This window comes from Arthrobacter sp. NPDC056727, assembly GCF_042790555.1.
Lineage (GTDB): Bacteria > Actinomycetota > Actinomycetes > Actinomycetales > Micrococcaceae > Arthrobacter.
This window is the reverse complement of sequence record NZ_JBHTZA010000022.1, coordinates 32203-46411: the sequence shown is the minus strand read 5'-3', so window position 1 is coordinate 46411 and position 14209 is coordinate 32203. Positions and strand designations below refer to the sequence as shown.

Genomic DNA, 14209 nt, shown 5'->3' with positions numbered 1-14209 from the left:
GACTGGTCCCCGGCGGAACTAGTCCTTGTTCTTGCCCCGCCCCTTGTCCTTGTTGACTTCCGGGCTGCCCTTCCCGGAGTTGTCCCGTTGTCCGCCGTTTGCCGGAGCCGGTGCGGGGACCGCCGCCACGGGGGCGGCCGTCGGCGATGGTTTCGCTTTAGCCGCGGCCTTCGCGGCTGCGGCCTTGGCGGCCGCCGTTTTGGCGGACTGCGCAGCGGTAAGGTCGGCCCGCACAGAGTTGATGGCTGCCATGATGCTCTGGTGGCGCTTGAAGGAAACCTGTCCGGTGGCTGCCGCAGCATCCAGCTCAGTGGACAGCCGGTCGAGGGAGGCCAGCGCGGCGGTGGGATTACTTCCTGCGGCTGACCGGGTGACATCCAGGACCCGCTGCTGAAGCTTTACGGCCGCGCCTGTTTCGAGATCCGGGGCGGCGCTGGCGCAGCCGGCCAGTCCGGCTGCCAGGATGCAGCCCGTGAGAACGGTCATCGCCCGGCGCATCGCGGCCGGTGCCCTGCCTGGGCTCATGGTTTGACGCTCCTTTGCAGCTTCTCGAGATGGTCACCCAAGGTGCCGCTGACGCTGGGGTAGGGGACGACGTCGGGCGTTACAGGTGAGTTGGCAGCGACGGTGAGCGCGGCTGCTCCGCCGAGCAGGATGGCTGCGGCAAGGCCGGCGCCAATCCGCAGCCGGCGGCGTCTCTTCGCACCGCCGGGGCGGCCGCTTGGGCGTGCTGGTGTTTCGCGTGCTGGTGTTTTGGCGGTTGGCTGCGTCTCGGAAAGCGCTGAAGGAACAATGGACGGCGGCCGGGATGGCAGCGCGGGAAGAATGCGGGTGTGCTCCTCTGGCAGCTCTGCCGGCGCGGATTCGGGTGACACGAGGGCATGCCGGAGAGCCGCTTCGAGGTCCGCCGCGGAGGGCCGCTCCAGCGGTTCCAGGGCGGTCATGGAGGCCAGCAGGTGCCGCCATTCCCTGGGCAGGTCGTCGGGGATTTCAGGCGCCCGGTGCAGGCGTGCCACCGCTGATTCCACCGCGCTGCCCGGATATTCGACGGTGCCCTTGATGCTCTCGAGCAGCACGAGGCCGAGCGAATAGATGTCTGAGGCGGGCGAAAGCGGGGAGCCCATGGCCTGTTCGGGACTTAGGTAAGCCGCCGTGCCCACCATGGTGCCGGTGGCCGTGAGCCGGGTGCCGTCCACAATCCGGGCAATGCCGAAGTCGGTCAGTTTGGGGCGGACCGGCTCGCCGGGCCGGACCTGGACGAGGAGGATGTTGGCGGGCTTGATGTCGCGGTGGATGATGCCGAGCCCGTGAACATACGCGAGGGCGTCAGCGATACCGGCGCCGATGACGGACAGTTCGTCGAGCGGAACGCGGCTGTGCCGGAGCCGGCTGCGTAGGTCCTGGCCCTCCACGAGTTCCATGGTCAGGAAGGGTCTGGGCTGGTCCGGCACGCGGGTGTCCACGCCGGCATCGAAGAGGGTGACAAGGCTGGGGTGGTTCAGGGTTGCCAGGAGCCGGATCTCGGTTTCCTGCCGTTTGAGTTCGTCAGCGTCTGCGGTCTGGGGCGCGAAGAGCTTCAGGGCAACTTCCCGGCCGAGGTTCTGGTCGGTGGCCGCATAGACCGACGACATGCCGCCGCGTCCGATTACCTCACCCAGCCGGTAGCGCCCGCCCAGTACATCCGTCGTCACCCCGCCGGGCGTTTTTTCCAACACGTTGCCGTCCTTTTCAGCTCTGGCTCGGTGTTAAGAGTAATACGTCTACTTACTAAATCAGGCCGCGGGTGACGGTTGATGAGCTGGGGCGGATGGGTTCTTGCGAATGGTGAGCAGTCGGGTGCCCGGGCAGGGCGCGGCTTCGCCGGCGGCCCGGCACCCGGAAGTCTTGTGGACTTTCCAAATGCGGACCGCCGACGAAGGGCGGTTATTCCTGTCCAGGCAGGATCCCGACTGTCAGGCCTTCTTCCTGCGGATTACGAGCAGTGCTCCGATGGCGAGCAGGACCAGTGCCAGCGGCAGGAGCCCGGCGTCGGTTCCGGTGTTGGCGAGCGTCTGCTGTGCCGTGGCCATGTTTCCGTTGGCCATGCTTGCGTTTGCCATGGCCGCCGTGCCCTCGGATGCAGAGACGCCAGTGGTCACCGAGCCCGCAGGCAGGATGGCGGCACCCGTAGCGGTGCTTCCGGTGCCAGCGCCAGTGCCCGTTGCAGCTCCGCCGGTTGTGTCGGTGCCAGTTCCGTCAGTGCCAGTTCCTTCGGCGCCGGTGCTACCGGTATCTGTTCCACCGGTGCCACCCGTACCCGTTCCGTCACCCGGATCGGTGCCGGTGCCCGTTCCGTCACCCGGATCGGTAGCCGGCGGCGTGGTCACAGTTCCCGTGCCGAGTCCGATGCCCAGGTCGACACCCAGGTCCACGGATGCGCCTGTTCCCGTGCCGAGCCCAAGGTCCACGGTGCCTTCAGCACCAGTTCCCAGCGAACCCGTGTTGCCAAGGGTGAGGTCGACGACGGCGGCCAGGTCAGGGACGGCGGTGCCGGTTCCCGTTCCGCTGTTGTTGCCGAGGCTGACGTCGACCAGGGCGTCGGCGAGGGTGCCGTCAGTGCCGGTTCCCAGCAGGCCTGTGTTGCCGAGGTTGAGGTCCAGAGCGGCCGTCGCATCGGCGTTGGGAACAGTGGTGCCCGTTCCGGTGCCTGTGCCACCAAGGTTCACGTTTACTGCAGCTGCCACGTCGGCGTTGGGAACGACGGTGTCGGTTCCGGCCAAGGCGGTGTTGCCGAGGTTGACGTCTACTGCGGCTGCCACGTCGGTGGCGGGAACGGTGGTGCCCGTTCCGGTCGCGGCGGTGTTGCCGAGGTTGACGTCGAGCAGGGCGGTGGCGTCGGCGGCGGGAACCGTGGTGCCCGTTCCGCTGGCTGCGGTGTTGCCGAGGTTAACGTCCGCAGCAGCGGCTACGTCGGCGGCGGGAACGGTGGTGCCCGTCCCGGTGCCAGTACCACCAAGGTTCACGTCTACCGCAGCTGCCACGTCGGCGGCGGGAACCGTGGTGCCCGTTCCGCTGGCTGCGGTGTTGCCAAGGTTGACGTCCGCGGCAGCGGTTACGTCCGCGGCGGGAACGACGGCGTCGGTTCCGGTCACGGCGGTGTTGCCGAGGTTGACGTCCGCAGCAGCTGCCACGTCGGCGGCGGGAACGGCGGTGCCCGTTCCGCCGGCTGCGGTGTTGCCAAGGTTCACGTCTACCGCAGCTGCCACGTCGGCGGCCGGAACGGTGGTGCCCGTTCCGCTGGCTGCGGTGTTGCCAAGGTTGACGTCCGCGGCAGCGGTTACGTCCGCGGCGGGAACGGTGGTGTCGGTTCCGGTCACGGCGGTGTTGCCGAGGTTGACGTCGACCAGGGCGGTGGCGTCGGCGGCTGGAACGGTGGTGCCCGTTCCGGTGGCGGCGGTGTTGCCGAGGTTGACGTCGACCAAGGCCGTCGCAGCTGGTGCCACGGCGGCTGTGCTGCCGTTCGTGGTTCCGGTGTTGAGGTCAAGGTCGGCATTCACGCTGACCGTGGAAGAATTCGACGGCGCTGGGCCACCCAGCAGACCCAGCGACGTCGAAGCATTGAGGTCCGCCGAAGCGGTTTCAGACGCGATGTTGACCGCGCCCGTGGCAGTGGTGTCCGCGCTCGCCGCGGTTGCGCCGAGGGCCAATAGCCCTCCGGCAAAGAGGGTGCCTAACAGGCCCCTGCGAACTGTCTGGTGCATTGTGATGTCTCCTGAAAAGTTGTTGTCAGGCGCTCATGGCAGCCTGATTGGCCGTGTGTCTGCCGCAGGATGGCAGAAGGGGCCCAACTAGTCAGGAGAGGAGCCGGGGTCGATGGCCACCGGCGAGGGAACATGCTGAAGGGGTCCGCTGACGGGGACAAAGCCCATGAGCGGCAGGTATTCAAAGGGGCTGTTCAGCCAGGCGGCCGACGCGGAGGGGCTGCCGGAGGATGTCCCGCTGCCCGAGCCTGAGGCCGGAGCAGGAAGCAGCGCCTCGGGGGTGGGCGTGCGGTCTCCACCGGATGGTGAGTCTCCGCCGGCAGGAACCTTGGGGGCAGACCCCGTTGGGGCTGCGGCTGGCGTGACTCCATGGTTGGAATGCGCAGGTGGCGATCCGATGGCACGCTGAACAGGCGGCGCGGGCACCGCAGAAGGCCCTGCGACGCTGCCGATTGAACCCGCTGGATCTGCGGAAATTTGGCCCGTCCTGGCGAGATCAACCGCGGCGGCCAGCCGTTCCGGGACCGTGACAATTCCCGCCACGACATCCGCGATGGGCGCAGTTACGGGAGTCTGCGTGAGGACATCCGTGACCGGCTCCAGGGGAAGCTCAACAGGCAGGGAGTCGGTCACCGGGCTTAGGGCATCGGTTGCCGGGCTCACGGCGTCGGTTACTGGCTTAGCGACCTCGGCCACCGGCTTCACGATCGTTTCAGCTGTGTCAGCCAGTGCTCCATCAGCAACGGAGACAACGGGGTTAGTAACCCCTGCCAGGGTGCCTTCCGGCAGGGCTTCTCCGACCGGCAGTCCGCCCAGGGCCTCGTCAATCGGCTCGACAACCTCCGCCACGACCGGCGCAACGACTGCCACAGGCGTGGTCGAGGATGGAGCGGCGGGAACGGGAGCCGCAGCGGGCGGCGCCGGTGCGACCGTCGCCGGCAATGGTGCCGGGATGGCCGCCGGATCGACGGCTGGCAGTGGCAGCGGCGCTACGGCCGGTGTGGGTTCTGCAGCGGCGCGGGCTTCATGTGCGTTTGAAGAAACCAGTGCGCCAACGCTTCCAGCCACACTGCCTTTGACCGACGAGACAGCCGACGAAATACTGCCGCCAAGCGAGTCAGATCGGTGGGAATTGTCGGCGTCGGCAGCCGGGGCGGATACAGCCAGCCAAGCCACTGCAGCGGCGCCGGCCAACAGCACAGGGCGCAGAGGGCGCAGCGCAGACCACGACAAAGCCGCTATGGTCATGCTTAACACCCCCAAGCTCACCGAGTCAGTCGACGATCGTCTACAGCCTAAGCCTGCCCCAAAGTGAGAGTCCAGACCCGCGAGCAATAATTCTTTCGATTCGAGGAAAGCGCGGGGTGCTCAGTGGGCGTCGTTGGGATATGCGACACCGAGCTGGGCGCGCACGCCGTCGAACAACCGCATCGTGTTCAGCGAGTCCTCCAGGGGCATGACCGGGCTCTCGGTGAGGCCCTGTTGAACGCACCGCGTCACCTCACGAAGCTCGTACGTATAGCCCCGTCCCGTCACCTCGAAGTGTTCCGTCCGCGGTGTCTCCTGCCCGATCCCCACCACCAGCTTCCTGGGGTTGTTGATCGAGCCGAGAGTCTGGAGGTAACCCAGGCTGCCGGCCACCGTGGCCGTACGGGGGCCGTGCGCGAGCAGGGATGAGGTCAGCTGTGCCTGCGCGCCGTGGTGGTAACCCAGCGTGAGCGCATTCTGGGCGTCCACGCCGTCGTCGTTCAAAGTGCCCATGGCACTGACTGTCTGCGGGAAACCCAGGGTGCCGAGGGCCCACAGCAGCGGATAGACGGTGATGTCGAGAAGGGCGCCGCCGCCGTCCTGGACAGCCCACAGCCTCGCGGTGGGGGAGTAAGGGGCCGGAAAACCAAGGTCCGCCGTGACCCATTGGAGGGTCCCCAGCTCGCCGGAATGCGCGATCTCGAACGCCCTCTGCATGCTGGGCAGGAAGCGGCTCCACACGGCCTCCATCAGGAACAGCTTTTTGTCGCGCGCAACACCGATCAGCTCGGCAGCTTCGCGGGCGTTGATGGTGAACGCCTTTTCGCACAGAACATGCTTGCCTGCCCGCAGCGCAGCCAGGACCATCCGGTGGTGCTGGGCGTGCGGCGTGGCCACGTAGACCACGTCCACAGAGTCATCGGCGAGGAGCCGTTCATAGCCGTGCTGTCCGCCGTCGTCCCCGTATGCGACGGCAAAGCCGAACTCGCTGGCAAACGCGTCCGCGGTGTGCTGCCCGCGCGAGCTCACGGCATAAAGTTCCGCGTCCTCCAAGAGCGCCAGGTCCTGCGAGACCAGGGAGGCGATCCGGCCGGTGGCGATGACACCCCACCGCAGCCGGCGGCCGGTGGCGGCAAGGGGATCCTGGTTGGACTGGCTGAAGAGCCAAGGCTTGGCGATCGGTGACGTCATGACGCCATCCTCTCACCCGGGTGAGGAGGGGGCGGGTCGTAACGTGCGAAAGGTGAGGAAGGGTCCGGGTAAAACCTGTGAAAGGTGAGGGAGGGTTTTCGGCCCGCCCCCACCTTTCCGCGCCAACCCGCGGCCGGCGACCTACACGGATCCTTACACGGCTGCCGGCTCCGCGGCACGGCCGCGGACGGGCTCCTCCGTGAGCTTGCCCTGCTGCAGCCGGAATCTGCGGTCCGTCTTGTTGGCGAGCGTGCGGTCGTGCGTGACCACCAGGATGGTGGTGTTGTGGTCGCGGCTGAGGGAGCTGAGCAGTTCGATGATGTGCTCGCCTGTCTGTTCATCGAGGTTGCCCGTGGGCTCGTCGGCGAGGATCAGCTTGGGCTCGTTGGCCAGGGCCCGGGCGATCGCCACGCGCTGCTGCTCGCCGCCGGAGAGACGGTTGATGCGGCGGCCGTGCTTGTCCGGGTCGAGCTGCACCTGCTCCAGCAGCGCCCGCGTCCGCTCAGTCCGGGCCGACTTCCGCACGCCGGCGAACTCCATGGGCAGCATGACATTGTCCAGCGCGGAGAGGTTGGGAACCAGGTTGAACTGCTGGAACACGAAGCCGATGTCCCGTCGCCGGTATTCGGTCAGCTTGCCGTCCGGCATGCCCGCCAGGCTCACGCCGTTGACGACGACGTCTCCGCCGGTCGGCTTGTCCAGCGCACCCAGGAGGGACAGGAGTGTGCTCTTGCCGCTGCCGCTCTTACCGACGATGGACGCCAGCGTTCCCTGCTCCAGCTCGAAGCTGACGCCGTTGACCGGCTTGATGGTGCGGTCGCCGGACTTGAACGTGCGGACCAGATCCTTGACTTCAATCATGGCTATTCTCCTCGGAGGACTTCGATGGGGCGGATGCGGGCGGTGAGCAGGGCCGGAACCAGCGCCCCGATGATGGCGACGCCGAACACCGCGGCAATGCCGGCGGCAAGAACGCCCGGGGACACGCTGGCGGTGACGGAGGTGAGCAGCTGGGACGCGCCGCCGAACGGCCCGCCCTGGCCGCCCGGGAACTGGCCGCCCGGCAAGCCGCCGGCAGCCCCGGCGAAACCGCCGCCGCGCTGGCCGGCTGGGGCCGCCGTCGTGCTTGTGCTGGAGCTGACCAGTGCGGAGGCGATGCCGCCGCTGGCGAAGGAGGCGATGACGGCGCCCACCACACTGCCGAGGGCCACCAGGACCAGGGCTTCGAGCACGAACTGGAGCCCGATGGTGCGGTTCGGTGCGCCGATGGCTTTGAGGACACCGATTTCACGGCGGCGCTCGCGGACCAGCATGACCATGATCAGCAGGATGATCAGCCCCGCGGTGCCCAGCGCGGCGATGAACGCCACCATCGAAATGTTCTTGACGCTGTCCAGCGAGGTGACGGCGGTTTCGAGGTTGCGCTGGCCCTGGGTGACGTCAGCCTTGTCGGTGCCGAGGGCGCTCTGCAGCGCGGTCTTGGCGGCGTCGACGTGCTCCATGCTGTCCACGGTGACGATCATCGTGGACAGTTCGCCGGGCAGCTCGGCCAGGGTCTGGGCCGTGGGGAGCGTGACGTAGAGGGCGTTGTTGCCGAAAGCCGTGCCGGCGTCGAACAGGCCGGCGACGGTGAAGGTCTTGCTGTTGATGGTGAAGGTGGAGCCCACCTTGAGGTTGTTCTTCTCGGCCAGGGTGGTGCCCAGCAGCGCCTTGGTGGACTCCTTCGTGTAGTCGCCCAGGCCGGTGCCCGAGGTCAGTTCCAGTGCCTTGCCGGTGCTGTCCACTTCGGCGCCGGTTCCGGTGGCGGTAATGGGAAGGGACCGCGCCGGCCGGGTGGTCCCGGTGGTGCCCGTGCTGCCTGAAGTGCCTGAAGTGCTGTCCTGGTTACGCGCGCCGAGCGTTCCGGCGTCGACGGCGGCGGTGAGGCTGGTGGTCAGCGTCGTGGTGGTCTGGCCGCCCGGGCCGCCCTGCCCGCCGCCGGGACCGGCCTGGGTGCCGGCTTGGGTTCCGGCCGCCGCCTGCGCGGCGGCTTCGGTCGCGTTGCGCAGCCGCAACGCCTTGGTTCCGACGACGGCGGTCACGTTGGGAACGTCGGCTGCGGTTGCCGCCTGCCCGGCGGTCAGCGGCTCGCCGCCGCCCTCGAAGCCCTGGCCGCCGGCCGGGTTCACCGTCAGCACGGTCCCCACCGACGCGTTCAGCTCCTGGACCTTGGCGCCGACGGCCTGGTTGGCCACCAGCATGGCCAGGGCCAGTCCGATCGCGACGGCCAGCACGGCCACTACTGCGGCTGTCCGGACCTTGTTTCTAAACGCATTGCCTACACTTCGGGCGAGGACGCTCACTGCACTCCTTGGGATCACATGCCGGGGGATTGGCCGGCTTCGGATCCCACTCTGGTGCCCGCTGCTGTGCGGGAAACGGGCTGAACCTATGTTTCCGCTGTGAGGCCTTCAACGGGGAAAGTGAGAGAGCGTTTGGGCAGATGCTGCGGTAAGTGAGAGGGCGTCGGGTGGCAACGGAAGAGCCCCGGCCCTCCCTGGTGAACTGGTCACTTGCGGGGGAGCCGGGGCCCTGTGGCGCCTGCGGTGCTACTTGGTGATCGGTCCGAGAACCGGATCGTCCACGTAGGCCGTCTTGACGTTGTCCTTGGTCACGATGACCGGCTCCAGCAGGTAGGCGGGAACGGTCTTGACCTTGTTGTTGTAGGACTTGTCGTCGTTGATCTCGGGCGTCTTGCCTGCCTGGATGTCCTTGACCATGACGATCGCGTGCTCAACGAGCTTGCGGGTGTCCTTGTTGATGGTGGAGTACTGCTCGCCGGCCATGATGGACTTGACCGATTCAACTTCGGAGTCCTGCCCGGTAACCACCGGAAGCGGCTTGCCGGCGCCCTTCACCGACGTCAGGACGGCGCGGGCCAGGGTGTCGTTGGGGGAGAGCACACCGTCGATCGCGGCGCTGGTGTAGGTGCCTGCGAGCAGGGTATCCATCCGCTTCTGGGCGTTCTCTGCCTTCCAGCCCTGGGTCACGGCCTGCTCGAAGGACTTCTGGCCGGAAAGCACCTTCAGCGTGCCGTCGTCGATCTTCGGCTGCAGCACGCTCATGGCGCCGTCGAAGAAGACCTTGGCGTTGGCATCGTCGGGAGAACCGGCGAAGAGCTCAACGTTGTACGGGCCGTTCGGCTTCTTGGCCTTCATGCCGTCCAGCAGGGCCTTGCCCTGCAGTTCGCCCACCTTGAAGTTGTCGTAGGCCACGTAGTAGTCCACGTTCGGGGTGTTCAGCAGCAGCCGGTCGTAGGCAATGATGGTGGCGCCGGCGTCCTTGGCCTGCTTCAGCTGCGTGCCGAGCTGCGCACCGTCGATCGCGCCGACGATGATGACCTTGTCACCCTTGGTGATCATTGCGCTGATCTGGTTCTGCTGCTCCGAGACGCCGCCGTTGGCGAACTGGACGTCGGGCTTGAACCCTGCCTGGCTGAGGCCGTCGTTGAACAGCTTCTCGGCAAGCACCCAGTTCTCGCTGGTCTTCTGTGGAAGTGCGACGCCGATGGGCGAGTCCTTGGGGAACGCCTCGCCGCCGGAGCTGCCGCCGCTCGTTGTGCCGCTGTCTGAACGGCCGCAGGCGGTCAGCGCCAGTGCCGCAATGGCAGCGATTGCTGCCGCCTTTCCTGCCTTACCAATCATTCGCATTTGCTCGGTTCACTTTCTATAGGGGTGGGAAATGCATCCGGGGAGCGGCGGTGCTCAGGCTTCCCGGGAGATGGTTTCCTTGGTGGAGGTCACTTCGTCCGGCTGGTTGGGGGCACCGCCGCTGGGGCGGTTGAAGCCCTGGGTCAGCAGGCCGATGATGGAGCGCTTGCCCTGGCTCTTGTTGTAGACGTCGAAGGCGACGGCGACCAGCAGGACCAGGCCCTTGATGATCTGGGTCAGGTCGGCGCCGACGCCCAGGAGCTGCAGGCCGTTGTTGAGCACGGCCATGACCAGGCCACCGACGATCGAGCCGATCACGGTTCCGACGCCGCCGGTCACCGCTGCGCCGCCGATGAACACGGCCGCGATGGCGTCGAGTTCCCAGCCCACGCCGTCGAACGGGCCGGATGCCGTGGAGCGGCCGACGAAGATCATGCCGGCGAGGCCGGCCAGGATGGACATGTTCATCATGACCAGGAAGTTGACCTTCTTGGACTGGACGCCGGAGAGCTCCGCCGCGTGGCGGTTGCCGCCCACGGCGTAGATGTGGCGGCCCACAACGGTCTTGGAGGAGATAAAGCCGTAGATGAGCACCAGGACGGCGAGGATCAGGCCCGGGATCGGGAAGGACGTGCCGGGCCGGCCGGTGGCGAACAGGTACGTCGCGTAAAGAATGGCGCCGCAGACCAGCACCAGCTTGGTGATCATCACCCAGCCTTCGGGGACTTCGGCACCGAGGGCCTTGGCCGTGCGGCGGGCGCGGAGCTCGCCGAAGATCACGAACGCGACCGCCAGGAGGCCGAGCAGCATCGTCAGGTTGTTGTAGCCGGTGCTGGGTCCCACCTCAGGCAGGTATCCGGACCCGATGTACTGGAAGTCGGCCGGGACGGGGATGGTGTTGGACTTGCCGACGAACTGGTTGAATCCGCGGAAGAGGAGCATGCCGGCCAGCGTCACGATGAATGCGGGAATGCCCACATAGGCGGTCCAGAACCCCTGCCAGGCTCCGATCAGGGCACCCAGGACGAGGCCAAGGAGAATGCCGGCGTACCAGGGAACGTTCCAGTCCTGCATGATGAGGGCCACCGTGACGCCGACGAAGGCAGCCACGGATCCGACCGACAGGTCGATGTGGCCGGCGATGATCACCAGGACCATGCCGATGGCCAGGATCAGGATGTAGGAGTTGCCGTTGAAGAGGTTGATCACGTTTCCGGGCGTCAGCGTGCGGCCCGCCGTGGCGAATTGGAAGAAGATGATCAGGGCGACCAGTGCGAAGATCATGCCGAATTGGCGGGTGTTGCCGCCAAACAGCTTCTTGAGCGCGTTCATTTTGTCAGTCCTTGTTCTGGAAGGTTCTGGAGGGTTTCCAGAGGGTCAGGCGGTTTTTCGGGCGGAAGTCATGAGTTTCATGAGGCTTTCCTGGCTGGCGTCGTCTTTGTCCAGGACTCCGGTGATGGAGCCCTCGAAGATGGTGTAGATCCGGTCCGAGAGGCCCAGCAGTTCGGGGAGCTCGGAGGAGATCACGATGACGCCCTTGCCCTGGTTGGCGAGCTGCTGGATGATCCCGTAGATCTCGTACTTGGCGCCGACGTCGATGCCACGGGTGGGCTCGTCCAGGATCAGCAGGTCCGGGTCGGTGAACATCCACTTCGCCAGGACCACCTTCTGCTGGTTCCCGCCCGACAGCTTGGCCACGCCCTCCTCCACGGACGGCGTCTTGGTCCGCAGGGACTTGCGGTACTGCTCGGCGATCGTGAATTCCTTGTTGGCATCCACGACGAAGTGCTTGCTGATTTTGTGCAGCGCGGCCGAGACGGTGGTGGTCTTGATGTCGTCCAGCAGGTTCAGGCCGAGGGATTTCCGGTCCTCCGTGACGTAGCCCAGGCCGGCGTCGATGGCCTGCTTGACGTTCTTCAGGTGAAGTTCCTTGCCGTCCTTGTAGATCTGGCCGCTGATGAAGCGGCCGTAGGAGCGGCCGAACACCGACCGTGCCAGTTCTGTGCGGCCTGCGCCCATGAGTCCGGCGAATCCGACGATCTCGCCCCGGCGGACGAAGAAGTTGGAACCCTTGCAGACCAGGCGGTCCTGGACCTGCGGGTGCCCGACGGTCCAGCCCTTGACCTCGAACAGCACGTCCCCGATCTTGGGTTCGTGGTCCGGGAACCGTGACTCCAGGGTGCGGCCCACCATGCCCTTGATGATGCGGTCCTCGTCCACGCCGTCGGCCTTGACGTTGAGCGTCTCGATGGACTTGCCGTCGCGGATGATGGTGATGGAGTCGGCGATCTGCTCGATCTCGTTGAGCTTGTGGGAAATGATGATGGACGTGATGCCGCGGCCCTTCAGGCCCAGGATCAGGTCCAGCAGGTGCTGGGAGTCGGATTCGTTCAGGGCCGCCGTGGGCTCGTCCAGGATGAGCAGCTTCACGGACTTGTTCAGCGCCTTGGCGATTTCCACCAGCTGCTGCTTGCCGACGCCGATTTCCTTGATGGGGGTGTCCGGGTCCTCGCGCAGGCCCACCCGGGCGAGCAGTTCACGCGACCGGGTCCGGGCCTCGGCCCAGTCGATCACGCCGCGCTTGACCGGCTCGTTGCCCAGGAAGATGTTCTCCGTGATGGAGAGCTCCGGGATCAGCGCAAGTTCCTGGTGGATGATCACGATGCCCGCGTGTTCGCTGGCCCGGATGTCCCGGAACTGCTGCACCTCGTTTTGGTACACGATGTCGCCGTTGTAGCTGCCGTAGGGGTACACGCCGGAGAGGACCTTCATGAGCGTGGACTTGCCGGCGCCGTTTTCCCCGCAGATCGCGTGGATTTCCCCGGCCTTCACCACCAGGTTCACATCGGACAAGGCTTTAACGCCGGGGAATTCCTTGGTGATGGACCGCATCTCCAGGAGAACCGGCTCGCTCTGCGTGTTGAGGGACGTCATTTGCCCTTACGCCTCCAATGCATTGACTTCGTTGTCTTCCCTGCAAACCACAGGGCCGTCTGATGAAAAAAGTAGATGGAGCATGCCATTGTCGTCAAGTCTTTAACGCAACAGCGGGATAACGAAACGCTACGTGCGCCGGATTCCGGCGTGCTGGAACACCAGTGAGGCGGCGCCCAGGGCCTCGGCCCGGTCGTTCAGCGAGGACATGGTCAGGGTGGTGGTCTCGCCAATAACCGGCACGGCGTGCCGCACCAGGCCGCGCCGGATCGGATCCAGGAGGATGTCGCCCAGCCCGGCCAGCGGGCCGCCCACCACGATCACTTCGGGGTTGATCAGGTTGGCTACATTCCCCAGCGCGCGGCCCACCGCGAGGCCGGCGTCGTCCACCACCCGCAGGGTGGCGGCATCCCTCGCCAGCGCCTTGCGGACGATGTCCTCAGGCGTGAGCGGCCGTTCTTCCCCCCGGCTCAGCAGTTCGATCATGGTGGTGGTTGAGGCGATGGTTTCCAGGCACCCCCTGTTGCCGCAGCGGCAGATCAGGCCGTGTTCGTGGATGGTCGCGTGGCCGATTTCGCCGGTGATCCCGACGTTGCCGTAGTAGGGGTTTCCGTTGAGGATCAGCCCCGCGCCGATGCCGGAACCGATCTTCATGAACAGCAGGTTGCTGATGCCGCTGTGGGGTCCCCAGGTGACTTCGGACAGGGCGCCCAAATTCGAGTCGTTGTCAATGAATATGGGGAACTGGAAGGCCTCCTCGAGGCGCTCCTGGATGTCGATGCCCACCCATTCGGGAAGGATCGCCCCCTGGGCGACGGTGCTGGTCCGGCGGTCGATCGGGCCGGGAATTCCGACGCCGGCACCCACCACTGCCGTGCGCTCCACCCCGCTGTCGGCCAGCAGTTTGTCGAGCAGGGCGACGGCGGCCTGGATGCCCTGCTCGGCCTGGTGGCCGAGGGGCAGGAGCACGGATTCCTCGGCGATGATGTGGTAGCTCAGTGAGGCGAGAACCACGCGCAGGTGCCGCCGGCCGAAGTCGATGCCCACGGCCACGGCGCCGTTGCTGTTGAGCCGGACATTGAGTGCGCGCCGCCCTGAACTGGTAGTCGGCTCGGTGGATGCGAGTCCCGAGTCCTGCATGATTTTGACGATGTTGGAGACTGTCGCCGTGGACAGTCCCGTCTGCCGTGCAAGCTCCGCCTGGGTCGAGGGGCCGTTGAGCAGGCATTCGATGATCCGCTGCTGGTTCAGGCTCCTGAGCGCCGATTGCGACCCGGGGTTTTTGGTTCGGCTCCTCGTTGAGCGCGATGGTGAGGGCATGAAATGAACATTGCACCATCGGCGGCCTTGTAGTCAAGAAGTTAACGCAACGCCCCGGCGGGTGGACTGATGCAGGTGGCGGGCGAT

General features: G+C 66.3%; 11 protein-coding genes. All 11 read right to left on the bottom strand.

Annotated features, from left to right (window positions below):
• Positions 1 to 18: 18 nt before the first annotated feature.
• The gene (locus ACFRAH_RS18995; RefSeq protein ID WP_377992457.1) at positions 19 to 525 is read right to left on the bottom strand and encodes a mucin-associated surface protein; all 507 of its coding nucleotides are present in this window, start codon (positions 523 to 525) and stop codon (positions 19 to 21) included.
• Positions 522 to 1631 (bottom strand): serine/threonine-protein kinase, encoded by a 1110-nt coding sequence (locus ACFRAH_RS18990; protein WP_377992495.1) that lies wholly within the window; start codon positions 1629 to 1631, stop codon positions 522 to 524. Before ACFRAH_RS18990 ends, ACFRAH_RS18995 begins: the two co-directional genes overlap by 4 nt.
• Positions 1632 to 1952: 321 nt before the next feature.
• Complete coding sequence (locus tag ACFRAH_RS18985) at positions 1953 to 3740, bottom strand: beta strand repeat-containing protein (protein ID WP_377992456.1); 1788 nt, start codon at positions 3738 to 3740, stop codon at positions 1953 to 1955.
• Between the two features lie 87 nt (positions 3741 to 3827).
• Positions 3828 to 4610 carry a hypothetical protein gene (locus tag ACFRAH_RS18980; protein ID WP_377992455.1) on the bottom strand — a complete coding sequence of 261 codons (783 nt, stop codon included), beginning with the start codon at positions 4608 to 4610 and terminating at the stop codon, positions 3828 to 3830.
• A gap of 498 nt (positions 4611 to 5108) precedes the next feature.
• Complete coding sequence (locus ACFRAH_RS18975) at positions 5109 to 6179, bottom strand: Gfo/Idh/MocA family protein (RefSeq protein WP_377992454.1); 1071 nt, start codon at positions 6177 to 6179, stop codon at positions 5109 to 5111.
• A 153-nt stretch (positions 6180 to 6332) separates the two neighbouring features.
• Entirely contained in the window at positions 6333 to 7040 is a 708-nt protein-coding gene (locus tag ACFRAH_RS18970) for an ABC transporter ATP-binding protein (RefSeq protein WP_377992453.1), read from the bottom strand.
• Positions 7041 to 7042: 2 nt separating this feature from the next.
• Entirely contained in the window at positions 7043 to 8521 is a 1479-nt protein-coding gene (locus tag ACFRAH_RS18965; RefSeq protein ID WP_377992452.1) for an ABC transporter permease, read from the bottom strand.
• A gap of 246 nt (positions 8522 to 8767) precedes the next feature.
• Positions 8768 to 9868 carry a substrate-binding domain-containing protein gene (locus ACFRAH_RS18960; protein WP_377992451.1) on the bottom strand — a complete coding sequence of 367 codons (1101 nt, stop codon included), beginning with the start codon at positions 9866 to 9868 and terminating at the stop codon, positions 8768 to 8770.
• A 54-nt stretch (positions 9869 to 9922) separates the two neighbouring features.
• On the bottom strand, positions 9923 to 11200 hold the full coding sequence (gene mmsB, locus ACFRAH_RS18955; RefSeq protein WP_377992450.1) for a multiple monosaccharide ABC transporter permease: 1278 nt from the start codon (positions 11198 to 11200) through the stop codon (positions 9923 to 9925).
• A 45-nt stretch (positions 11201 to 11245) separates the two neighbouring features.
• The gene (gene mmsA / locus ACFRAH_RS18950) at positions 11246 to 12802 is read right to left on the bottom strand and encodes a multiple monosaccharide ABC transporter ATP-binding protein (RefSeq protein ID WP_377992449.1); all 1557 of its coding nucleotides are present in this window, start codon (positions 12800 to 12802) and stop codon (positions 11246 to 11248) included.
• A 129-nt stretch (positions 12803 to 12931) separates the two neighbouring features.
• Positions 12932 to 14122: an ROK family transcriptional regulator gene (locus ACFRAH_RS18945; protein ID WP_377992448.1), complete on the bottom strand. Its 1191-nt coding sequence runs from the start codon at positions 14120 to 14122 to the stop codon at positions 12932 to 12934.
• Between the last annotated feature and the right edge of the window lie 87 nt (positions 14123 to 14209).

Coding starts and splice junctions, on each gene's coding strand:
- ACFRAH_RS18985 (WP_377992456.1), bottom strand. CDS start 3,740: ATGCACCAGACAGTTCGCAGGGGCCTGTTAGGCACCCTCTTTGCCGGA.
- ACFRAH_RS18995 (WP_377992457.1), bottom strand. CDS start 525: ATGAGCCCAGGCAGGGCACCGGCCGCGATGCGCCGGGCGATGACCGTT.
- ACFRAH_RS18945 (WP_377992448.1), bottom strand. CDS start 14,122: ATGCCCTCACCATCGCGCTCAACGAGGAGCCGAACCAAAAACCCCGGG.
- ACFRAH_RS18960 (WP_377992451.1), bottom strand. CDS start 9,868: ATGCGAATGATTGGTAAGGCAGGAAAGGCGGCAGCAATCGCTGCCATT.
- ACFRAH_RS18990 (WP_377992495.1), bottom strand. CDS start 1,631: ATGTCGTCGGTCTATGCGGCCACCGACCAGAACCTCGGCCGGGAAGTT.
- ACFRAH_RS18970 (WP_377992453.1), bottom strand. CDS start 7,040: ATGATTGAAGTCAAGGATCTGGTCCGCACGTTCAAGTCCGGCGACCGC.
- mmsA (WP_377992449.1), bottom strand. CDS start 12,802: ATGACGTCCCTCAACACGCAGAGCGAGCCGGTTCTCCTGGAGATGCGG.
- mmsB (WP_377992450.1), bottom strand. CDS start 11,200: ATGAACGCGCTCAAGAAGCTGTTTGGCGGCAACACCCGCCAATTCGGC.
- ACFRAH_RS18975 (WP_377992454.1), bottom strand. CDS start 6,179: ATGACGTCACCGATCGCCAAGCCTTGGCTCTTCAGCCAGTCCAACCAG.